Here is a 20,676-nt window from a genome sequence, read left to right as displayed (position 1 = left end):
CGCCCGGTCATCGGGCGCGCCCCAGGACCACTCGCGGATGACGCGACCCCTCCGGGAGGCCCGGCCACCCGGGCTCGTCCCGTGACCGCCCGCGCCCGGCCTCGCCCGCCCGCGCCCGCCCGTCGGCAGCTCGCGCCGCACCTCACGGAGCCACGCCGCACGCGATCCGCGGCCCGCCCGACGCGCGTAGGCTCGCCTCATGAGCCGCGCCCTGTTCATCGTCGACGTCCAGAACGACTTCACGGAGCGCGGGGCGCTGGGCGTGGAGGGCGGCGACGAGGTCGCCGCCCGCATCTCGCGCTATCTCGAGGCGCACGCCGACGACTACGCGGTGGTGGTGGCCTCGCGCGACTGGCACCACGGCGACGACGACAACGGCGGGCACTTCTCCGCGACCCCCGACTTCGTCGACACCTGGCCGGTGCACTGCGTGGGCGGCACGTACGGCGCCGACTACGACGAGGTGTTCGACACCGAACGCGTCACCCACCACCTGAAGAAGGGGCAGGGCAAGCCCGCCTATTCGCTGTTCGAGGGGGTGTCCGACGACGGCGAGACCGCCGCGCAGATCCTCGAGTCGCACGGCATCCGCGACATCGACATCGTCGGCATCGCGACCGATTACTGCGTCCGCGCCTCCGCTCTCGACGCGGTCGCGGCGGGTCGCGGCGTGCGGGTGCTCACCGACCTGATCGCCGGGGTGCACCCCGATTCGAGTGCCGAGGCCCTCCGCGAGATCGAGGCCGCCGGCACGGTGCTGGCCCGCTCAGTCGATTGAGTCGTCGCGGACGACGGGTTCGTCGTCGTCGGCGCGGGGAATCGTCAGGGTCACCGTCGTGCCCTCGCCCGGGGTGCTCGTGATGCGCAGGCTCCCCCCGTGCTCGGCGACGACGCGGTGCACGCTCGACAGGCCGATCCCCTGGCCGCCGTCCGTCGTGACCGCGAAGCGCCCTCGGCGGCCTTCCTCGACGATCGTCGCGAGATCGTCGGGATGGATGCCACGACCGTGGTCGCGCACGCGGACGGCCGCGCCCTCGTCGGTCTCGAAGGCGTCGAGCTCGATGACGTCGTCGGAGTACTTCGCCGCGTTCTCGAGCACGTTGGCGATCGCGCGTCGCAGTCCCAACACGTCGGCGCGGACGGGGATGGCATCCATGGTGCCGAACCGGACGCGGCCGAGCTCGCCCGGGAGCACGAGGGCGACGGCGCCGCGCGCAACGAGGTCGAGGGTCGCCCGGCGGCGACCGCGCTCGGCGGACGAGGTGACGTCGGCCATGAGCGCCTGGGCCATGGCGACGATGTGGTCGCTCGCGTCGCCGGCGAGGCGCAGGAGGCGGTGATCCGGCGGCAGTTCGTCGGCGATGAGGTCGAGGTAGCCGCGGAGCGCGGTGACGGGGGAGAGGAGGTCGTGGGCGAAGGTCCTCTGGAGGGAGGCGCGCTCGTCGGCCGCCTGCTTCTCGCTCGTGAGGTCGCGCACGATCTTGACGAAACCGAGGACCTGACCCTGATCGTTGCGGATGGCCGAGATGGTCACGCGCGCCCAGAATTCGGTGCCGTCGCTGCGCACGCGCCAGCCCGTGTCCTCGACGTGGCCGTCGCGCTGAGCGGCGGCGAGCAGTTGATCGGGCACACCGCGGCGCTGAGCCTCCTCGCGGTAGAAGCGCGAGAAATGGGAGCCGAGGATCTCGTCCTCGGTGTAGCCCTTAATGAGCTCCGCACCCAGGTTCCACCCGCGGACGAACCCGCCGCTGTCCAGCTTGACGATCGCGAACAGGTCGACCTGCTCGTCCCAGTCGCGCGGGATCGAGCGACGGATGCTCGTCAGCGGGTGGTCGGGGATCACCCCCGGGGTGGCGGGCAGGGTCGACGGCTCATCGGGCACGGTGCTCATGCGGCACGGAAGCGGGCGGGGATGCTTGCTGAAGGCATGGCTCGATCATGCCCGTCACCGGCCGGGAGCGACAGCGATTGACATCCGCTCGCCGACTCCGCCCGATCACGAGACGGTCACGAGACGGTCACGAGCGTGCGCTGCCATCCGCTCGAGCCGTCGGGCGCGATGGGAGCCTGCTCCTGGATCTGCACGTTGCCCTGCTTGTCGGTCGCGCGCACGGCGATGTAGTGGCTGCCAGCCTCGGCGGTCCACTCGAGGCGCCACTGCACCCACGACTGATCGTTGATCGGCGTCGAGAGCTGCGTCTCCTGCCAGTCGCCGTTGTCGATCTGCACCTCGACCTTCTGCACGCCGATGGGCTGGGCCCATGCCATCCCCGCGATGACCACGGTACCGGCGGGCACGGGCGCGCCGATCTTGGGCGTGTCCACGCGCGACGACATCTTGATGGGCGCCTGCGCCGCATAGCCACGGGGCGTCCAGTACGCCTCGTCCTTGTCGAAGCGGGTCACCGTCAGCTTCGTGACCCACTTCGTCGCCGAGACGTAGCCGTACAGGCCCGGCACCACCATGCGCACGGGGAAGCCGTGCTCGAACGGCAGGGGCTCGCCGTTCATGGCGACCGCGAAGATGGCGTCGAGGTTGTCGTCGGTCAGTGAGCTGAGGGGAGTGGATGCCGTGTACCCGTCGACGCTCTCGGAGAGCACCATGTCGGCGTCCGACTGGACGCCCGCCATACGCAGCACGTCGCGGATCGGAACGCCGGTCCAGATCGCGTTGCCGACGAGATTTCCGCCGACCTCGTTCGAGACGCAGGTCAGGGTGACGCCGTACTCGTTCAGGCCCATGTTCACGAGATCGTCGAAGCTGAGCTCGACGGGGGTGTCGACCATGCCGTCGATCTGCAGGCGCCAGGTGGTGGGGTCGACGTTGGGGACCGTCAGAGCGGTGTCCACGCGGTAGAAGTCGCTGTTGGGCGTGATAATCGGGCTCAGTCCATCGACCTCCCAGTTCGCGCCCTCCGGCACGGTGACCGTGGTGCGCGGCGCGGGCAGGCGCAGAGCGTCGCGCGCAGCGGCGACGGAGGAGGTCGTGGCGTTGAGGATACGGGAGCCCACACCCACGACGACGGCGCCGACGGCGGTCAATCCGGTGAGCAGGAGGAACTGACGACGCCCGGCGCGCACCCCGTCGAGGTCGCGGTCATCGGCCGCGGCGACCCAGCGCTTCAGGCGAGCGATCGTGAGGATGAGGATGACGACACCGGCCACGGTGCCGAGCACCGGCGGCAGCCACGAGAGGGCTCCGGCGCCTGCGCGGGTGATGATCGCGGCGGTGGCGAGCACGCCGCCGATCCCGAGCAGCACGGCGCCCACCGGTCGGAACCTGTACTGCAGCACCCCGGCCACGGCGGCGGCGACGACCGCACCGAGGCCGACGCCCACGAGCAGCGCGATCTTGTCGGTCTCGCCGAACAGCGTGATCGCGAGCTCCTTCAGGGGGCGCGGCACGACGTCGACGATGAACGAGCCGACGGCCAGCACGGGGCTCGCGGAGCGCGCCACGAGGGCGGCGAACAGTTCGGCGACCGCCAGCAACGTCGCCGCCGACACGATTCCGGCCAGGGCGGCCCAGATCCAGGCGTGCGGCTGGCGCACCTTCGTGGTCTCGGCGGTGCGTGCCGTGGTGTCGGTGGTCATGGCATCCTCGTTTCCGGCACCGCGCACGCGCGAGCCTGCCTCGTCCTTTGTTCGGAGCCGGAGCGGAATCGGATGCCGCCGGGGCCGGGTGCCGTCAGGGCGGCGGCGGCGAGGTCGTCCGTGCGGGGGCGAGGGCGAAAGCGGCCACCCCGGTGACGATCAGCACCAGCGCGACGACGAGCCCGGGGGAGATCTGCTCGCCGAGGAGGGGGACCGCGACGAGGGCGGTCAGCACGGGGCTCAGGGCCCCGGCGGCGGCGGGGATGCTGCTGCCGAGGTTCTTCACCGCGACGACGTAGCAGGCGGTCGAGAGGAGCCCCGTTCCGACGCCCTGCACGAGGCCGTAGGCCACCCAGGCGGAGACGTCGACGCGTCCGTCGAACAGGTGCGACGGCATCGCACCGGTGGCGGTGAGCGCGAGAGCGGCGACGAGCGACACGACGGAGACGAGCGCGATGACCCCGACCGGGTCGAGTCGCGTCCGCCCCAGCCCGAGCGTGTACGCCGCCCACACGAGACCGGCCGCGAGCAGAACCGCGATGCCCCCGGCATCCGCCACCCCTCCCATGAGGACGGCGCTCGCCGCGACTCCCGCGACGATCGCCGCGAGGGCGATGAGCCGGGTCCGAGACACCGTCGTCCGCCGGTGCAGGAAGAGCAGGATCGTCACGAAGAGGGGGACCGTGCCGGGGACGAGGAGGCCGGTCAGAGCGGCCGAGGTGAGGTGCGCGCCCCAGGCGAAGAGGAGGAAGTGCGGCAGCCCTGCGAGCAGGACGAGGGCGATGACCGTCGTGGGCTCGCCGCGGAGGCGGCGGAGCGTGCGGGGGATCCAGGGGGAGAGCACGAGGGCGGGGACGCCGAATCGCACGATCGCAGCGTCGCCGATGCTCATCCCCGTCGCCTCGAGCGCCCGTGTCGACAGCGCGAACGACGACCACAGGCAGACGACGGCGGTCACGGCCGCGATCCCGACCACAGTGCGTCGCGAGAGCGCCGACGGGCGGGGCAGGGCGAAGGTGGTCACGTTGCGAGCGTAGGAACAACATGGGCGCAGAGGATTGCGAATATTGCTCGTACCGGGTCTGGTTTGGCAGAATCTGCCGGATGGACGCCCTCGACGAGATCGACCGCCTCATTCTCTCCGAGTTGCAGCGCGACGGCCGCCTCACCAATCAAGACCTGGCGGACAGGGTCGGCCTCTCGCCCTCGCCGTGTCTGCGTCGTGTGCGCCGGCTCGAGGAGGCGGGGGTCATCTCGGGCTACCGCGCGGTCGTGTCACCGAAGGCCGTCGATCTCGAGATCACGGCGTTCGTCCGCCTGCGGTTGGCCTCGCACGAAGGGGCGACGGTGGATGCCGTGGAGGAGCGACTGCGCGCGATCCCGTCGATCGTCGAGGCGCACCTTCTCGCCGGCGACTGGGATTACCTCGTCCGCATCGTCACACCGACCTTCGAGGCGTACGAACGCCTGCTGCGCGAGCACCTGCGCGCGATCCCCTCCCTCTCGTCGATCGACACCACGTTCGCCTTCGGCGTCACCAAGCCGCTCTCGCCGCTCCCCGTCGGGGGTGCGCGCTCGTCGGACAGCCACTGACGCGTGCCTCGCTACGATGTGACGATCCCGCCCGAGCGTCACCAGGGCCCTGACCCTCTGAGAGGAGCCCCGCGACGTGGATGACCTCGCGCGCTGGACGGCGGCCCTGACCACGATGGTCGGTCTCGGGGTGACTCTCGGCCTCAACCCGGCGCTCTACGCCGCGACGGCGGATGCCCTCGCGCAGAACACCCGGGTCGGCGCGCGCGTCGGGTGGATGGTCGCGGGTCTCGCGACCGGCGCCACCGTGCTCTACCTCGTGCTGCAGAGCTTCGACCCGACCGAGTTCGTCGCGGCGGCGGAACGCGGCACGACCGAAGCGGTGCTCGATCGCCGGGTCGACCTCGCGGCCGGTGCGGTGTTCCTCGCCGGCGCGATCGCGATGGGGATCTGGAGGGTCCGACGACCCGCGCGCCCACCGCACCGCACGACCGCGTCGTCGCACGCCCATGGCTGGAGCTCGTACGTGCTGGGCGTCAGCTGCTCGATCGTGGGATTCACCACGCTGCCGATCATGTACATGACGGGCCGCGTGGCCGATGGGGTCAGCGATCACCCGCTCCTGCGGTGGCTGGCGTACGCCGTGTTCCTCGCGGCGCTCGCCGCCCCCTTCGTCCTGCTTGCGACGGCATGGACGCGTTTCCCCACGACGGCGGCGCGGGTGAACGGCGTCTACGTGCGGCTGATCGAGAAGGACCACCGCGCGCTGTACGCGGTGGTCCTCGGCGTCGCCGGCGTCGCCTGCGTCATCCTCGGGCTGATTCCCGGGCGGTGAGGCGCTGTCAGCGCGTGCGGCGCTGCTTCGCGAGCTTCGCCACCACCCGACGACGCACCTTCTGCACCTTCGGGTCGGTCCACACGCGGTAGGCCACGGTCCCGGCGGCGACCGCGCGTCCGATCGCCGTCCGCGCGATCACCGCTCCGGCCAGTCCCACGGCCCCGGTTCCGATCCATCGTGCAACACCCATGGCGCCTCCTTCAGTCAGCTGGAGTCCCAGCCAACGCGACGGACCGGGGGATGCCATGCCGCTTGCGCCGCGGATGACGGTGTGCTGTGCGCTCAGGCGATGCGTTCGCCCACGCCGGCGGCGAAGGGCTCGAGGGCCTCGATCACGTCGTCCGACAGCGGCATGGTGCTGGCCGCGACGGCGTCGTCGATCTGACTCGTGCGCGAGGCGCCGATGATGGCGGTGGTGACGACCGGGTCGCGCAGCACCCACGCCACGGCGAGCTGGGGGATCGACAGCCCGGCCTCGCGAGCGATGCCGTCGATGCCGCGGATGCGCTCGAGGTAGTCGTCGGTCAGCGCCGATGCGTCGAGGAAGCGGCTGTCGGCCGCGCGCGAGTCGGCGGGCACGGTGCCGTCGAGGTACTTGGCGGTCAGCAGGCCCTGCGCCAGAGGCGAGAACACCGCGCTCCCCACGGCGAGCTCGCGCAGCGTCGGGAAGAGCTCGGCTTCGGGCGTGCGGTCGAAGAGCGAGTATCGCGGCTGGTGGATAAACAGACGCACCCCCTCGGCCGCGAGCAGGTCGTGGGCGCGGCGCGTGAGGTCGGCGGGGTAGTTCGAGATGCCGGCGTAGAGGGCCTTACCGCTGCGGACGATGTCGGCGAGGGTGTGCACGGTCTCTTCGATCGGCGTGTCGGGATCGACGCGGTGCGAGTAGAAGACGTCGACGTAGTCGGTGCGCATGCGCGTGAGGCTCTGCTCGAGGGAGCGCATCAGGTACTTGCGCGAACCGCCGTCGCCGTAGGGCCCGGGCCACATGTCGTAGCCGGCCTTCGTCGACAGGAACAGCTCGTCGCGGTAGCGCCGCAGGTCGCTGTCGAGCACCGTGCCGAACGTGGCCTCGGCGGCGCCGTAGGGCGGGCCGTAGTTGTTGGCGAGGTCGATGTGCACGACGCCGCGGTCGACCGCGTGCCGCAGGATCGCGCGCTGGCTGTCGAGCGTGCGCCCGGTGCCGAAGTTCTGCCACAGGCCGAGCGAGATGCGGGGGAGGGGGATGCCGCTGGCGCCGGCGCGCTGGAACGGCACGTCGTCGTAGCGGGTCGCGGCGGCGTCGAAGGGCGAGACGAGGCGGGGATCATCGGCGGCGATGGGCATGGGACTGCTGCTCCTCGGAACGGGGAAGGGATCGTTCCGACTCTGCCACGACATCCGCGTTCGCGACGGAACCGGCTCCGCGTGGGGGCGATCGAAGACGGGCCGGGATGCCGGGGCTTTCCGACCCGTCGCGGAATCAGCCCGCGAGCTCCTCGCGCAGCAGTGCGGCTCCCGCGGTCAGCGCGCTGACCTTGTCGAAGGCGACGCGGCGCGGCAGCGGCGCCATGCCGCAGTTGGAGCTGGGGATGAGCTTGTCGGCATCCACGAACTCCAGGGCGCGGCGGAGGGTGTCGGCGACCTCTTCGGGCGTCTCGATGCGCTCGCTGGCGACGTCGAGGGCGCCGAGCATGACCTTCTTGCCGCGGACCAGCTCGACGAGGTCGATCGGCACGTTCGAGTGGTGGCTCTCGAGCGAGACGATGTCGATGCTCGAGCGCTGCAGCAGGGGGAACGACTCCTCGTACTGGCGCCACTCGGAACCGAGCGTGGCCTTCCAGTCGGTGTTCGCCTTGATGCCATAGCCGTAGCAGATGTGCACGGCCGTCTCGGCGCGCAGTCCCTCGGCGGCGCGCTCGAGGGCGGCGACACCCCAGTCCTTCATCTCGTCGAAGAAGACGTTGAAGGCCGGTTCGTCGAACTGGATGATGTCGACGCCGGCGGCCTCGAGCTCGCGCGCCTCGTCGTTCAGGATGGTCGCGAACTCCCACGCGAGCTTCTCGCGGCTGCCGTAGTAACGGTCGGAGAGGGTGTCGATCATCGTCATGGGACCGGGCAGAGCCCACTTGATCGGCCGGTCGGTCTGCGCGCGCAGGAACGCGGCATCCTCCACGAAGACCGGACCGCGACGGCTCACGGCGCCGACGACGGTCGGAACGCTGGCGTCGTAGCGGTTGCGGATGCGCACCGTCTCGCGGTTCTCGAAGTCCACGCCGTCGAGGTTCTCGATGAACGTGGTCACGAAGTGCTGGCGCGTCTGCTCTCCGTCGCTGATGATGTCGAGGCCGCGGCGCTCCTGCTCCTGCACCGCCGAGCGGAGGGCGTCGTGCTTGCCCTCGACGAGGACGTCGCCCTCGAGTTCCCACGGCGACCAGAGCACCTCGGGCTTGGCGAGCCAAGCGGGTTTCGGGAGGCTGCCGACGGTCGAGGTGGGCAGGAGCGTGGTCACGGCGGCGGATCCTTCGGTGGTCATCGGACGGGTGCGGCGTAGTCGGCGGCCCACGCGTCGAGGATGTGACGGTGGGGCTTCACGAAGTGCTCCTCGGCGTAGCGGCCCTGCGTCACGGCGAGCTGGCTGCGCTCCTCGCGGTCGTAGTCGATGCCGGTGCGCACGAAGTCGGGCTCGTCGAGAGTCGGGCGGTACACCTCGCCCGCGGGGCTGACGGCGTTGTAGATCTCCGGGCGGTAGATCTTCTGGAACGTCTCCATCGTGGCGATCGTGCCCGCGAGCTGCAGGTCGGAGTACTCCGCAGTGAGGTCGTCGCGGAAGTAGAACGCCAGCGGTGCCACGCTGCCGCGCGGCATGAAGTACCGCACCTGCAGGCCCATACGGCCGAAGTAGTCGTCGGTCAGCGAGAAGGAGTCCTGCTCGTACTCGACGCCGAGCACGGGGTGCACGACCCCCGTGCGCCGGTAGGTGCGGCTCGTCGAGACGCTGATGCAGATCACCGGAGCCTGTGCGAAGCGCTCGCGGTAGGCGTCGGAGTCGAGGAAGTGCTGGAAGATCTTCCCGTGCAGGATGCCGAAGTCCTCCGGCACCGTGAACCCGGCGCCGCCGGCATTCGCCGCGGGCAGGACGACGCTGAAGTCGTAGTCGCGGAGGTACGACGAGAAGTTGTTGCCGACGATGCCGCGGTGGCGCTCGCCGGTACGCGTGTCGACGATGCTCACGTCGAGCACCTCGATGACGGGGAACTCCTCGTCATCGGCCCCGTCTGCGAAGCGCAGGTGCACCGAGACGATGTCGAGCTCGACGCGGTACTGGTCCGCCTCGCCGGGCACGAGCTCGTTCAGACGGTGGTTCATCATCGACAGGGCGTTGCGGAGGTTCTGCTGGCGGCCCTCGCCCCGCGCGAGGTTGGCGAAGTTCGTCGTGACGCGCGAGGACTCGGCCGGAGCGTAATCCTCGTCGAAACGGGTGGTGGTGATGCTGAACGCGATGTCGTTCGCCATGACGGGCCAATCGGGTGCGGGGGCCGGATGAGCCCGCGGACGGTGGTGTCCTCCATCGTGCGCCGCCCCCCGGGTCATCGGGTAATTCCCGTCGACTATGCACTGATATAGCTTGTACCTATGGCAAAGCGCGCGAGCGGGATCACCCTGCAGCAGCTGCAGTACTTCATAGAGGTCGCGGCCGAGGGGTCCATCTCCGCCGCCGCCGATCTGCTCTACGTGGCACAGCCCACCATGTCGGCCGCGATGAAAGATCTTGAGACGCGGGTCGGCCGCGCCCTGCTCACGCGTTCGGCCCGGGGCATCACACTGACCAATGACGGCGTGGAGTTCCTCGGCTACGCCCGGCAGGTGGTGGAGCAGGCCGAGCTCCTCGAGCAGCGCTACCTCGGCCGCCCTCCCTCCCGGCGCCTGCTGGGCGTCTCGGCGCAGCACTATTCGTTCGTCGTCGACGCGTTCGTGCGCATGGTGAAGGCGACGGATGCCGCCGAGTACGAGTTCTCCCTCCGCGAGACGCGCACGTTCGACATCATCGAAGATGTCCGCACCCTCCGCAGCGAGCTCGGCATCCTGTTCCGCAACGACTTCAATCGCAACGTGCTCGACAAGCTGCTGCGCGACTCGGGCCTGGCCTTCCACCCGCTGTTCGTCGCGGCTCCCCACATCTTCGTCTCGCGCCGCAACCCCCTGGCATCCCGTCCGCGCGCGACGCTCGACGACCTCGTCGACCTCCCGCGCCTGACCTTCGACCAGGGCGCGAACAACTCCTTCTACTTCGCCGAGGAGATCCTCTCGACGCTGTCGAGCCGGCAGGAGATCCGCGTGTCCGACCGCGCGACCATCTTCAACCTCATGATCGGCCTCGACGGCTACACGATCTCGACCGGCATCATCAGCGACGACCTCGATCCCGAGATCGTCGCCGTGCCCCTCGACATCGACGAGCAGATCGAGATCGGCTGGATCGACCGCACCGCCATCCCCCTCACCGAGCAGGCCCAGCGTTACCTCGGCGAGGTGCGCGCGGTCGTCGCGGAGTTCGGGGTGGAGCTGCTCGACTGAGAGGCGGGCTTCGGCTGGCGCCGCATGCGGGAGGACCTCCGCGCCGGGACGCCGGTTGTGCGGGAAGTGGTCGAGGCGGGCGAATCTCCGCTCCCGCGGGATCGATGAGATGGGTGATCTGTCGCGGCGCGCCTCCTCATTCAGGCGCATGTGCAGCTCGTGCCCAGCGCGGGAGAGCGGACAGGCTCGCTGGCTTCACCTTCGCATGACGCAGCACGCATTCCGTGCACCGCATGGTCCTCCGGTGCTTCTCTGAGCGCGTGGACGACTCGACGTCGTCCGCCATCAACGGAGGAGAGGGACGATCATGATCAAGCTAACGACGAGAATCGCGGCCGCGATGACCATCGCAATCGCAGTGAGTGGAGCGACTCTCGTCGCCGCTCCCGCCGCTTTCGCGGACAACGGCTCGTGCGGGTATTACTCCGAGTCCCGAGCTGTCAACAGCACGTCATTCTGTGCAAACAAGGTCGTTCAGAGCCAGGTGAAGGAGGGCAGCACAATCCATTACGCGCGCTGGGCGCCCACGGGCCAGACGTCGTGGCAGAGCGCGAGCTACGCGAACGTGGTGTGGTACACCTACGCCTTCCACACGGTGTGAGAAACCCTGCTGTGCGGGAGCGGTCGCTTCTTCGGGCGGTACTCATTGGATTGGTGTGCGTCAGTGTCCTTTCGGCGTGCGCCGATCCGGATACGAACGCAGGTGCGTCGAGTGATCGGGGCGAGCCGCCCCGCGTCGCGACCTCTCCCGCATTCCACGGACCGTGGTCGGACTGGTTCACACGCATCTTCGAGAATCCCGACACGACATCCGCACAGAGGGACATCCTCGCCGACGGCATCATCACCGACACCGAGTATGCCGGTCTTCGCAACGATTTCACCCGCTGCCTGGAGGACCTCGGTGTCTCGGTCGTGCTCGATCCCGATGGCGGGTTTTCCGTCCGGGCTGACGGGAAGCTCACGGAGGCTCAGGTGACGACCGACGCGGTGCCCGGGTGTGAAAAGAAGACCGTCGGATCGGTTGCGATGCTCTACGAGCAGATCCGACGGAATCCCGAGCGCAAAGACGAATCCCTCATCGTGGTCGAGTGCTTCAAACGGCACCACATCGTCGCCGTCGCCTACACCGTGGCGCAATACGCCAAAGATCTGGCGGACCAAACGGGAGTGAATTGGTCGGCAGATGACGTCCAACGATGTGTCCAAGATCCGTTGGGCGTCATGGGTGCGCCGTAGGAGGTGCGATCGAGTCATGAAGAGCCGATCAGCGGAGAAGCGCCAGCGGGTCGTCATCCTCGTTGGCGCGCTGACCCTTCTGGTCGGCTGTGGGGCGGCGGTCGGATACGTGCAGGGCAGGCTTTCCGTACCTACCGACCTTGCGCCCCCGTTCGCGGTGGAACGCTACGACGTTCAGGTGGATGACTTCTCCGACCGGCACACCGTGGTGATGGAGGTCTCGCTCCACACCAGCTCGAGGGTGCTCGTTCAGACGAGCGGGATCGTGACCTCGAGTTCTTGTGCGCCCGAGGCGGTAATTGTCAGCGGCGACTCGGTCTTCGCCGTCGACGGCACGCCGCTCATCGATCTGTACACCCCGCATCCGCTATGGCGGCCGCTCGGCGCCGATGCGAAGGGGGGAGACGTCCGCGAGCTCCAGCGCTCGTTCGCGAGCCTCGGGTTTCGCGGAGCGATCGATGGGGTCGTGGGGCCGCAGACCATCGCGTTCTTCAACGGTCTGCGGCGCGCGATCGCGTCAGATGCTCCCCTTGTCACCGAGATCGCACCGTCCGACATCGTCTGGCTCCCCGAAGAGTCGGTGACCGGCGCGAGCTGCCCCGTCCCCGTGGGAAGCGTGGTCCATCCGGGTGACGTCGTGGCGGAGCTCCCGCCTCGCCTGTCCGCGTTGGGGATTGGCACTCTGCCGGTCGTCATGCCTGACCTGCCGCGGACCGTCGTCATCGACGGCATCTCGGCGGCAGTCGATGAGCAGGGGAACGTCGATCGACAGTCGTGGCCGGAGATCTCGGAGACGCCCTCTTTCGAGGCGTACGTGGCGGATCCAAAGACGGTTGTACTCAAGGGTGACGTCCAGCTAACGACCCCGGTCCGGGTTTCTCGGATCCCTCCGTCGGCCATTTTCGGCACGCGCACGGGAAAGGGGTGCGTCTCAGACGGCGTGCAGACGTACGAAGGAGAGATCCTGACGAGCGAGCTGGGTTACACGTTGATGAGTTTCGCGTCGGGGAGCCCCTCGGAGGTCCTCATCGCCCCTGACGATCAGCAGACATGTCCCTGATTCTCGACGACGTCGGCCATGAATACGAGACGGGACGTGCTCTCTTCTCGGCGATCAGTGTGGAGTTGATCCCGGGCCGAACCTATGCCGTCGTGGGCCCGTCGGGTGCCGGGAAGAGCACCCTCTTGAACATCCTGTCCGGGAATCTCGAACCGACCCGCGGGCGTGTCGTCCGTGCGAGGTCGACCACGTCGAACTGGGTGTTTCAGAATCCCCACGGGGTCCCGGGAAGACGCGCCCTCGATCACGTCGCGTTGGCATTTCTTGCTCGTGGCGACAGTCGCGCCGAGGCCGAGGGCAAGGCGCGGGATCTCCTCGAGCAATTCGCTTTGGGCTCCGTGGCTGAGGAACGGTTTCGCCACCTCTCGGGAGGGGAAGCGCAGCGTCTGATGCTGGCGCGTGCCATCGCCGCAGCGCCCGGCGTTCTGCTGGTCGACGAGCCCACCGCGCAACTCGACGTGCGAACGGCCGCCGTTGTGAACGAGTTCTTGGGACGCCTGGCGGAACGAGGATGCATCGTGGTCATCGCCACGCACGATGCGGGTACGCGAGACTCCTGCACCGACGTCCTGGACTTGGCCGGGTATCAATCGTGAGAGACGGGTCGACGATCCGGCCGAGAGTGCTGTGTTCCGAAGCGGGGCGAAACCTGGTGTCGGGAACGACCCGAGCGGTCCTTCTCGGCGCTGTTTGGTGCGTGTTGCTCTCGGTCGTCTTGGCATGGAACGCGGCAGTGACCGCCGATCTCCTCGCTGCGTCGGCGACATACCGTGACGCGGGCGCCAACATCATCGTGGTCGAAGCCGCCGGTCGCGTCGACGGCTTGCGGTGCGCGAATCTCGCGAATCTACCCAATGTCCGTCATGCCGGCGCGCTGCGGTCCGCCGCGCGACAGATCACGCCGACCATCACGCCGGGGGTCGAGCTTCCCACCTTCGATGTCACCCCCGGCCTCCTCCCCATGCTGCGGCCCGATACGGGTGACGCATATGGTGTCTTCCTGTCCGCAGAGGCGGCGAGAGCCCTCGGTGCAGACAGGTCCAGGTTGGAGCTCGTCACGGGCGAAGCTCATCTGGCAGGCACCTTCGCCTACCCGGACGACGGTCGAAGGGCGATTCTCGGCTATGCCGCCATCGAGACGGCTCTCGTCTCGGGAATCTTCGATCAATGTTGGGTGGACGTGTGGCCGGAGTCGCCCCGCATCCAGTCCATAGCCAGTTCGACGGTGGTGGGAGGAGACGACGCGGGTCAGGGCCCCCCGACGGTAGGTCAGCTCAACGCGTCGATGGGAATGAGCTTCAATGGCGAAGCGAAGTATCGCGGACGTGCCAGCGTGCTTGTACCGGGATCGCTCGTGGTTCTGGGGGCATCGCTCGGCTTCTTCGCCGTGCGGTCCAGGCGTTTGGAACTGGCTGCCGCTCGACTGATCGGCATCCGCCCCTTTCATCAATGCGTCATGCTCCTTCTCGAGTCGAGCGTCTGGCTGACGGTCTCGTCGGCGGTCTCGCTCGTGGCCACGTCTGCGCTATCCGCGGTGCAGGCGAGGGGCGCCTTTCCTCCGGCGATGGAGTTCTCCCTTTTCTCCGCAGCCGTGGGAATGGCCGGCGCGCTCTGCGGCGCATTGTTGGGGGTCGCATCGGTCGATGCAGGACGCGCGCTCTCGTATTTTCGTGAGCGTTAGGCAGGGCCGGTGCCTCTGGTCACGGTGCGGGGCACCCGCATGCCGCTGCGGTGATGCGGGATGCGGCACACTGACCCGCATGCACGGGGGAGCACGACGCGGTATCTGTTCGGTGGCCATCGGCCTGTCTGCGTTGCTGGCGGCGGGGTGCGGGGTGATGCCCTCGCCGGAGGCGGAGCTGGAGGACGCGCTCGCGCGCTCGGTGGACGGGGCGCAGGACACCTTCTGGCCGTATCGCGCCGACATCGTCTCCGACCCGGAGGCGACGATCGCCCGGATCGGATTCGTCTCCGATGTGCGACCCGCTTACGCCGACCCCGCCGTCGTCCCGGCCGGGGGGTTGTACAAGCTCCTCGGCCTCGCGACATCCGATGACGGAACGTCTCTGATCCTCGCGACCTCGGCGGGGGTCGAGACGGGCGGTGGACTCTTCTACGACCAGCGCAGCGCGGCCGTCTGCTTCGAGCTGCGTTTCCCTGCCGGTGAGCGGAAGATCCACACCCTCGCCTCCGACTGCACCGACGGCGCCGGCCACGGTCTCGCCGATGTCGCCGACGTCATCGACTACTCGCGCTACGGGGAGCCGGAGCCGATCGACGGACTCGACGTGCGCCGCACGGTGACCGCGGAGGACTACCCGTCGCTGCCGTGCCAGTGCGCCAGTGGCGGGACCTGCGACTGCCCGGGCGGGTGAGGCGGCCGGTGAGACCCCACCGTGGGAGGTGGGCCCGTCACGGCCGGCCTCGGAGATCCGTCTGAGCCCCCTGCACCGGTGTCAGGATGGGGCATGGCATTCGGTATGGCCCGCGACGTCCTCCGTCCCTCGGACTCCTCGCGCGCGGATCGGGTGACCTACGTCGAGCTGTTCTTCGACCTGATGTTCGTCCTGGCGCTGACGCAGCTGTCGGCCTACCTGTACGAGAACCAGACTCCGCTCGGCGCTCTCGAGGGCATCATCATGGTGTGCGCCCTGTGGTGGGCGTGGGTGTCGACCACGTGGGTGACCAACTGGCTCGACCCGGTGAAGCTCCCCGTTCGGGGCGCGGTGGTCGCACTGGGTTTCGTCGCGCTCGTGATGAGCGTGTCGATCGCTGAAGCATTCGGTGATCGGGCGTGGGCGTTCGCCCTCTCCTACGTCGTCCTCCAGGTCGGTCGAACGGCGTTCATCGTGTGGGCGACGGCGCGCCACGACCGGCGGGTGGCGCACGATTTCGCTCTGATCCTCGGGTGGACCGCCGCGGGCGGCGCCCTCTGGATCGTCGGCGCCGTGCTGCCGCATGCGTGGCAGCTGCCGTTGTGGACCGCGGCTCTCGCTCTCGAACTGCTCGGTACGACCCTCGGGTACCCGATACCGGGTCGAGGGAAAGTGCTTCTTCGATCGTGGGATCTGTCCGGCCCTCACATCGCCGAACGGACCTCGCTCTTCGTCCTCATCGCCGTCGGCGAGGGGTTGCTCATCACCGGCCTCGCCTTCGTCGAAAAGGAGTCGTCGGCGTCGTCGGTCGCGTCGCTGGTGACGGCCTTCGCCACCGCCGCGGCCGCATGGTGGATCTACTTCGACCACGGCGAGCGCATCGGTGCGGAGGCGATCGAGGCGTCGGACGAACCGGCCCGACTCGCCCGCACCGCGTACACCTGGGTGCATCTCCCGATCATCGCGGGAATCGTCCTGATGAGCGTGGGCGACAAAGAGATGCTCTCGCATCCCGACCAGCGAAGTGTTTCCGCGACGATCGTCATCGTCGGCGCACCCATGCTCTTCCTCGCCGGCACCGCGCTCTTCCGGCGCACTCTCGAAAGACGGTGGTCGCGAGCTCAGCTGATCGGCCTCGTCGGTCTGGTCGCGCTCGCGGGGGTGGCCTTCTTCCTCCCGTTCTTCGACGCGCTCAGGCTGTCGATCGCGGCCGCGGTCCTTCTCGTGGGCGTGGCAGCGGGGGAGACCGTCGAGCGGATACGTCGCGGAAGGAGGGCGGGGGGATGACTCCGCGTTCGCGAGCCGCTCGCTACGGACGAAGAGTTCGCGCACGCGGAAAACCGCCTCTGGAAAGAAGGCGGTGTGAGTGCTCGGACAGTGCGTCTCCCCTGGGGATCGCCGAGGTCGGTATGCGGGGAACGCTGAGGTGGTGGGCCCGGAGGGGCTCGAACCCTCGACCCGCGGATTAAAAGTCCGATGCTCTGCCAACTGAGCTACAGGCCCTGATGACTCCAGCCTACCGGGACGCCCGAGCCCGACGTGCTCACCGGCGCGAGCGCGCGACGATCCAGAACAGATAGGCTCCGCCGACGACGCCGGTGAGGAGACCGACGGGGATCTGCAGCGGCGCGAGCGCGCGCTGCGCGACGACGTCGGCGATCACGAGGACGGCCGCGCCGGTCAGGGCCGACCCGAGCAACGGGATTCCGCTCGCGCCGAAGAGGCGCCGGGCGAGCTGGGGAGCCGCGAGGGCGACGAAGCCGATCGGACCCGACACCGCGGTCGCCGTGCCGGTCAGCAGTGCGGCGACGACGAGCAGCACGAGCCGCACCCGCGGGGTGCGCACCCCCAGCGACCGGGCGGTGTCGTCGCCGAGTTCGAGGGCGCGCAGATCCCGCCGGCGCAGGATGAGCACGACACTCAGGATGCCGATCGCCCCGGCGAGCAGGGCGACGTCATCCATCGAGGTGGCGGCGAGACTGCCGTGGAGCCACTGGTCGGCGTTGCGGGCGATCTCGATCGGCGCGCGCGTCAGCAGGTAGTCGTTCGCCGCGGCCAGCAGCATCGACAGGGCGATGCCGGCCAGGATCGTGCGTTCGCGGGAGACGCCGACGCTGCGCGCGATGAGCATGACGACGGCCACTGTGAGCAGTCCGCCCATCCACGCCCCCGCGGCCGGCGACGCCGTGGGCGCCACGACGATCAGGCCGACGAGCGCGCCGGTGGCCGAGCCGGCCGTGAAGCCGACGATGTCGGGGCTCGCCAGCGGGTTGCGGGCGAGAGTCTGGAAGACGGCGCCCGCCAGACCCAGTGCCGTGCCGATCAGCAGCGCCGCGAGCACGCGGGGCACGCGCAGCCCGAGCACCACGACGCTCGTGCGAGCATCGGCGCCGCCGGAGAAGACGGACGCCACATCGCCCAGCGACGTCTGGAAGGACCCCGTGGTCACCCCCACGAGGGCGGAGCCGAGGGCGACGGTGACGATCGCCACCGTGACCAGGGCGTACCGACGTCGTCGGGCGACGGCCGCGACGGAGCTCACGAGGCCCTCCGGATGACGAGCCACAGCAGGAGCGGGGCGCCCAGGAACGCGGCGACGATCCCCGCCTCGATCTCCCCGGGGGGAGCGATGACCCTCCCGATGACGTCGCTCGCGACCGTGAGGGCGGCGCCGGTCACCGCGGCGACCGGAAGCGACGAGCGGACGCCGACGCCGACGATCCCGCGCACGAGATGAGCGACGAGCAGTCCGATGAATGCGAGCGGTCCCGCGGCGGAGGTGGCCGTCGCGCACAGCAACGTGATGGCCGCGCCCGCGCCGAGGACCACGAGGACGGGGGACACCCCGAGTGCGCGCGCCAGGTCGGCGCCGAGGCGGAGCTGATCGAGACCGCGCGAGACGATGACGGCGAGGATCACACCCGCGAGGGCGAACGGCAGCAACTGCAGGGCGACGTCGGGATCCCGGCGCTCGAACGAGCCGACCGCCCAGAAGCGGAAGGACTCGAAGGTGTCGTCGTCCACGAGCGTGATGATCCGCACGAGCGCCCCGAAGCACGCGCTCAGCGCCACCCCCGCCAGCACGAGACCCACGGTGTCGCCGCGCCGACCCGATCGTGCTGCGGCCGTCACCAGCACCGCCGCACCCGCGGCTCCCGCGAAGGCGAACCACACGTATCCGCTCGCCGTGCCGACGCCGAAGATGGCGATCGCGGTGACCACTCCCACCGCGGCCCCCGCGTTCACGCCCAGCAGGCCCGGATCGGCGAGGGGGTTGCGCGTCACGGCCTGCATCAGCACTCCGGCCACGCCGAGGCACGCGCCCGTCAGCAGTGCCGTGAGCGTCCGCGGCGCTCGCAGCTCGTGCACGATGACGCCCACGGCATCCCGCCGATCCGAGAAGAGGGCGGCGACGACATCGCCGGGGGCGAGAGGGCGAGACCCGACGGCGAGACTCGCGACCACCAGCAGGGCCACGGCCCCGAGCATCACGAGGGTGAAGACGAGGGCGCGCGCGCGTACGCGACGACGCCGCTCGATGACGCGCTCCGCGACGGCCGACGGGAGAACGGCGGCGGTCACGTCGGTCACACAGGTAAGGATAACCTAACTGGGTGATCGCCTTTCGTTCTTCGTCCGTGACCGACCGTTTCCGTCCCCGACGCCTGCTCGGCGTCCTTGCCGCGGCGACCATCCTGGCCCTCACCGGGTGCGCCGGAACGGCCGCCCCCGCGGCATCCATCGACTCCGAGGTCGGTTCGACCGGGGAGTGGGTCGTCGCGCGCGATCTCGAGCCCGGGATGGGCTCGACCGAGGGCGACGGGGTCTTCCCCCGCTCGGTGACCCACTTCGCGGGTGTGACCGAGATCCCCGCGGCCCCCACCCGCATCGCCGTGGTGTCGACGGGCCAGCTCGACGCCCTGCTCACCCTGGGCCGGGTGCCCACCGCCGCCACCCGCGCCGAGAACAGCGGACTCGTGCCCGCGTACCTTCGCGAGGCTTTCCCCCAGGATGCCGCGGCCCTGGACGCCATGACCGACATCGGCCAGCGCACGGAGCCCGACCTCGAGGCGATCGCGCAAGCCGCCCCCGACCTCATCCTCGTCAACGCCACGCGCGGCGCCGAGCTCTACGACGCTCTGTCGGCGATCGCGCCGACGGTCGTGACCAAGGGAAACGGGGTCAATTGGAAGAGCGACTTCCTCCTCATCGCCGACGCGCTCGGCGACGAGGGCGCGGCGCGGGGCGTTCTCGACTCGCTCCAGGGTGACAGCGCGGCGTTCGCCGCCGGACGCGAGGCGGAAGCGACGACCGTGTCGTTCCTGCAGTCGACGGGTGACCGCACGCGCATCATGGGTGTGCCGTCTTTCGCCGGCGGTCTGGCGCAGGATCTCGGCCTCGGTCGCCCCTCGTCGCAGCAGTTCGACGAGACGTCGCAGGAGATCAGCGCGGAGCAGATCGATCTCGCCGACGCCGACCACGTGTTCTACGCGGGCACGGGGGAGGGCGTCGCGTTCATCGAGAGCGCTCCGCTGTGGACGACGCTCGGAGCGGTCACCGACGGGCGGGCCGTACCGGTGGACTACGACCCATGGTTCATGAATGCCGGACCCACGGCAGCCCGGCTCGTGCAGGACGAGATCATCAGCGAGGTCGATGCCGGCTGACCGGCAGACGAAAGCGAGCGCCGGACCCCCTCGCCTGGGGTCCGGCGCTCGCCGTCAGGTCCGATCGGTTGTCGATCGGTCGGATGCGTGATCGCTCACGCTCCGAGGACTTACATCGGGGGCATCAGCACCGAGTCGATGAGGTACACGGTCGCGTTGGCGGTCTGGACGCCACCGCAGATGACGTTGGTCGAGCCGTTGACCGTGATCGCGTCGCCGGAGCCGGCGACGGTGACGTCCTGGCCCTCGACGGTGGTGTGCGTGCCGTCGATCTCGTCGGGCGCGATCTGGCCGGGAACCACGTGGTACGTGAGGATCTTGGTCAGGGTGTCGGTGTCGGTCTTCAGCGAGTCGATCGTCGCGGCGTCGATCTTGGCGAAAGCGTCGTCGACCGGAGCGAAGACGGTGAACTCGCCGCCGTTGAGGGTGTCGACCAGGTTCACATTGGGGTTCAGCTGACCGCTGACGGCCGCGGTGAGCGTGGTGAGGAGGGGGTTGTTCGAGGCGGCGACGGCGACCGGGTCAGCGGCCATGCCCTCGACCGAACCGGCACCCGAGGGAACGGCGGCGGCGTAGTCGGCGCAACCGGGGCCCACGAGGTTGGCGGCCGGGTCCATCATCGGTGACGACGCCGATGCGGAGGGCGAAGCGGCCATCGAGGGGGCCGACGAGCTCTCCTCGGCGGTGCTGCCCGAGGTGGTGCCACCCGAACATGCGGTGAGAGCGAAGGCCGAACCCAGAACGAGGGCGAGACCGGCGACGACAGGCTTCTTGTTGGTGAGCATGACATTCCTCCGAAATCGTTCGGATCGCGGT

At 69.4% G+C, this 20,676-nt stretch carries 22 protein-coding genes and 1 tRNA gene; 12 read left to right on the top strand and 11 right to left on the bottom strand.

Annotated elements, in window-relative coordinates; genetic code table 11:
* Positions 1–199: 199 nt before the first annotated feature.
* Positions 200–778, top strand: a complete 579-nt coding sequence (locus AB0N82_RS07515) for an isochorismatase family protein (RefSeq protein ID WP_363389963.1) — start codon at positions 200–202, stop codon at positions 776–778.
* Here the strand turns inward: AB0N82_RS07515 and AB0N82_RS07510 are convergent.
* The 3 genes from AB0N82_RS07510 to AB0N82_RS07500 form a co-directional block, all read right to left on the bottom strand.
* Entirely contained in the window at positions 767–1,891 is a 1,125-nt protein-coding gene (locus AB0N82_RS07510) for a PAS domain-containing sensor histidine kinase (protein WP_363389960.1), read from the bottom strand. The genes AB0N82_RS07515 and AB0N82_RS07510 overlap by 12 nt on opposite strands.
* A 116-nt stretch (positions 1,892–2,007) precedes the next feature.
* Positions 2,008–3,594, bottom strand: a complete 1,587-nt coding sequence (locus tag AB0N82_RS07505) for a molybdopterin-dependent oxidoreductase (RefSeq protein ID WP_363389957.1) — start codon at positions 3,592–3,594, stop codon at positions 2,008–2,010.
* Positions 3,595–3,688: 94 nt separating this feature from the next.
* On the bottom strand, positions 3,689–4,618 hold the full coding sequence (locus AB0N82_RS07500) for a DMT family transporter (RefSeq protein WP_363389954.1): 930 nt from the start codon (positions 4,616–4,618) through the stop codon (positions 3,689–3,691).
* An 80-nt stretch (positions 4,619–4,698) separates the two neighbouring features.
* Between AB0N82_RS07500 and AB0N82_RS07495 the strand changes: the two genes are divergently transcribed.
* Positions 4,699–5,187 (top strand): Lrp/AsnC family transcriptional regulator, encoded by a 489-nt coding sequence (locus tag AB0N82_RS07495; protein ID WP_315994843.1) that lies wholly within the window; start codon positions 4,699–4,701, stop codon positions 5,185–5,187.
* Positions 5,188–5,263: 76 nt separating this feature from the next.
* Complete coding sequence (locus AB0N82_RS07490; RefSeq protein ID WP_363389951.1) at positions 5,264–5,962, top strand: hypothetical protein; 699 nt, start codon at positions 5,264–5,266, stop codon at positions 5,960–5,962.
* A 7-nt stretch (positions 5,963–5,969) separates the two neighbouring features.
* On the opposite strand, the gene AB0N82_RS07485 is transcribed toward AB0N82_RS07490, so the two are convergent.
* The 4 genes from AB0N82_RS07485 to AB0N82_RS07470 form a co-directional block, all read right to left on the bottom strand.
* Entirely contained in the window at positions 5,970–6,155 is a 186-nt protein-coding gene (locus tag AB0N82_RS07485; RefSeq protein WP_363389948.1) for a hypothetical protein, read from the bottom strand.
* A gap of 92 nt (positions 6,156–6,247) precedes the next feature.
* The gene (locus AB0N82_RS07480; RefSeq protein ID WP_363389945.1) at positions 6,248–7,288 is read right to left on the bottom strand and encodes an aldo/keto reductase; all 1,041 of its coding nucleotides are present in this window, start codon (positions 7,286–7,288) and stop codon (positions 6,248–6,250) included.
* A 136-nt stretch (positions 7,289–7,424) separates the two neighbouring features.
* A complete protein-coding gene (locus AB0N82_RS07475; protein ID WP_315994840.1) occupies positions 7,425–8,453 on the bottom strand; it encodes a methionine synthase in 1,029 nt (342 codons plus the stop codon).
* A 20-nt stretch (positions 8,454–8,473) separates the two neighbouring features.
* Positions 8,474–9,457, bottom strand: a complete 984-nt coding sequence (locus tag AB0N82_RS07470) for a putative oxygenase MesX (RefSeq protein WP_315994839.1) — start codon at positions 9,455–9,457, stop codon at positions 8,474–8,476.
* 120 nt (positions 9,458–9,577) lie between these two features.
* Between AB0N82_RS07470 and AB0N82_RS07465 the strand changes: the two genes are divergently transcribed.
* The 8 genes from AB0N82_RS07465 to AB0N82_RS07430 all read left to right on the top strand — a co-directional run bounded on the left by AB0N82_RS07465 (position 9,578) and on the right by AB0N82_RS07430 (position 16,480).
* Complete coding sequence (locus AB0N82_RS07465) at positions 9,578–10,519, top strand: LysR family transcriptional regulator (RefSeq protein ID WP_363389940.1); 942 nt, start codon at positions 9,578–9,580, stop codon at positions 10,517–10,519.
* Between the two features lie 340 nt (positions 10,520–10,859).
* Positions 10,860–11,120: a hypothetical protein gene (locus AB0N82_RS07460; protein WP_315994837.1), complete on the top strand. Its 261-nt coding sequence runs from the start codon at positions 10,860–10,862 to the stop codon at positions 11,118–11,120.
* Positions 11,121–11,173: 53 nt separating this feature from the next.
* The gene (locus AB0N82_RS07455) at positions 11,174–11,758 is read left to right on the top strand and encodes a hypothetical protein (protein ID WP_363389936.1); all 585 of its coding nucleotides are present in this window, start codon (positions 11,174–11,176) and stop codon (positions 11,756–11,758) included.
* Complete coding sequence (locus tag AB0N82_RS07450) at positions 11,748–12,818, top strand: hypothetical protein (protein WP_363389933.1); 1,071 nt, start codon at positions 11,748–11,750, stop codon at positions 12,816–12,818. Before AB0N82_RS07455 ends, AB0N82_RS07450 begins: the two co-directional genes overlap by 11 nt.
* Entirely contained in the window at positions 12,809–13,414 is a 606-nt protein-coding gene (locus AB0N82_RS07445; RefSeq protein ID WP_363389930.1) for an ATP-binding cassette domain-containing protein, read from the top strand. The genes AB0N82_RS07450 and AB0N82_RS07445 overlap by 10 nt, the downstream gene beginning before the upstream one ends.
* 137 nt (positions 13,415–13,551) lie before the next feature.
* Positions 13,552–14,499: a hypothetical protein gene (locus AB0N82_RS07440; RefSeq protein ID WP_363389928.1), complete on the top strand. Its 948-nt coding sequence runs from the start codon at positions 13,552–13,554 to the stop codon at positions 14,497–14,499.
* Positions 14,500–14,656: 157 nt separating this feature from the next.
* Positions 14,657–15,193 (top strand): hypothetical protein, encoded by a 537-nt coding sequence (locus AB0N82_RS07435; RefSeq protein WP_363389926.1) that lies wholly within the window; start codon positions 14,657–14,659, stop codon positions 15,191–15,193.
* Positions 15,194–15,286: 93 nt separating this feature from the next.
* A complete protein-coding gene (locus AB0N82_RS07430; protein WP_363389924.1) occupies positions 15,287–16,480 on the top strand; it encodes a low temperature requirement protein A in 1,194 nt (397 codons plus the stop codon).
* Positions 16,481–16,620: 140 nt separating this feature from the next.
* Here the strand turns inward: AB0N82_RS07430 and AB0N82_RS07425 are convergent.
* The 3 genes from AB0N82_RS07425 to AB0N82_RS07415 form a co-directional block, all read right to left on the bottom strand.
* Positions 16,621–16,696, bottom strand: a tRNA-Lys gene (locus AB0N82_RS07425).
* A 40-nt stretch (positions 16,697–16,736) separates the two neighbouring features.
* Positions 16,737–17,735 (bottom strand): iron chelate uptake ABC transporter family permease subunit, encoded by a 999-nt coding sequence (locus AB0N82_RS07420; protein WP_363389922.1) that lies wholly within the window; start codon positions 17,733–17,735, stop codon positions 16,737–16,739.
* On the bottom strand, positions 17,732–18,784 hold the full coding sequence (locus tag AB0N82_RS07415) for an iron ABC transporter permease (protein ID WP_363389919.1): 1,053 nt from the start codon (positions 18,782–18,784) through the stop codon (positions 17,732–17,734). Before AB0N82_RS07415 ends, AB0N82_RS07420 begins: the two co-directional genes overlap by 4 nt.
* Positions 18,785–18,807: 23 nt before the next feature.
* On the opposite strand from AB0N82_RS07415, the gene AB0N82_RS07410 reads away from it, so the two are divergent.
* A complete protein-coding gene (locus AB0N82_RS07410; protein ID WP_363389916.1) occupies positions 18,808–19,860 on the top strand; it encodes an iron-siderophore ABC transporter substrate-binding protein in 1,053 nt (350 codons plus the stop codon).
* 110 nt (positions 19,861–19,970) lie between these two features.
* Here the strand turns inward: AB0N82_RS07410 and AB0N82_RS07405 are convergent, their stop codons facing one another.
* Positions 19,971–20,645: a fasciclin domain-containing protein gene (locus AB0N82_RS07405; protein ID WP_363389913.1), complete on the bottom strand. Its 675-nt coding sequence runs from the start codon at positions 20,643–20,645 to the stop codon at positions 19,971–19,973.
* Positions 20,646–20,676: the final 31 nt, after the last annotated feature.

The sequence above is a fragment of the Microbacterium sp. NPDC089186 genome (assembly GCF_040685115.1).
Classification (GTDB): Bacteria; Actinomycetota; Actinomycetes; order Actinomycetales; family Microbacteriaceae; genus Microbacterium; species Microbacterium galbum.
Note: the sequence above shows the minus strand (reverse complement) of the source record. Positions and strands in the feature narration are given on the sequence as shown.

What these genes read in the sequence shown, in the direction of transcription:
- AB0N82_RS07435 (WP_363389926.1), top strand. Translation starts at nt 14,657, where the DNA reads ATGCCCTCGCCGGAGGCGGAGCTGGAGGACGCGCTCGCGCGCTCGGTG.
- AB0N82_RS07485 (WP_363389948.1), bottom strand. Translation starts at nt 6,155, where the DNA reads ATGGGTGTTGCACGATGGATCGGAACCGGGGCCGTGGGACTGGCCGGA.
- AB0N82_RS07505 (WP_363389957.1), bottom strand. Translation starts at nt 3,594, where the DNA reads ATGACCACCGACACCACGGCACGCACCGCCGAGACCACGAAGGTGCGC.
- AB0N82_RS07515 (WP_363389963.1), top strand. Translation starts at nt 200, where the DNA reads ATGAGCCGCGCCCTGTTCATCGTCGACGTCCAGAACGACTTCACGGAG.
- AB0N82_RS07430 (WP_363389924.1), top strand. Translation starts at nt 15,287, where the DNA reads ATGGCATTCGGTATGGCCCGCGACGTCCTCCGTCCCTCGGACTCCTCG.
- AB0N82_RS07460 (WP_315994837.1), top strand. Translation starts at nt 10,860, where the DNA reads ATGACCATCGCAATCGCAGTGAGTGGAGCGACTCTCGTCGCCGCTCCC.
- AB0N82_RS07495 (WP_315994843.1), top strand. Translation starts at nt 4,699, where the DNA reads ATGGACGCCCTCGACGAGATCGACCGCCTCATTCTCTCCGAGTTGCAG.
- AB0N82_RS07465 (WP_363389940.1), top strand. Translation starts at nt 9,578, where the DNA reads ATGGCAAAGCGCGCGAGCGGGATCACCCTGCAGCAGCTGCAGTACTTC.
- AB0N82_RS07510 (WP_363389960.1), bottom strand. Translation starts at nt 1,891, where the DNA reads ATGAGCACCGTGCCCGATGAGCCGTCGACCCTGCCCGCCACCCCGGGG.
- AB0N82_RS07470 (WP_315994839.1), bottom strand. Translation starts at nt 9,457, where the DNA reads ATGGCGAACGACATCGCGTTCAGCATCACCACCACCCGTTTCGACGAG.
- AB0N82_RS07480 (WP_363389945.1), bottom strand. Translation starts at nt 7,288, where the DNA reads ATGCCCATCGCCGCCGATGATCCCCGCCTCGTCTCGCCCTTCGACGCC.
- AB0N82_RS07445 (WP_363389930.1), top strand. Translation starts at nt 12,809, where the DNA reads ATGTCCCTGATTCTCGACGACGTCGGCCATGAATACGAGACGGGACGT.
- AB0N82_RS07405 (WP_363389913.1), bottom strand. Translation starts at nt 20,645, where the DNA reads ATGCTCACCAACAAGAAGCCTGTCGTCGCCGGTCTCGCCCTCGTTCTG.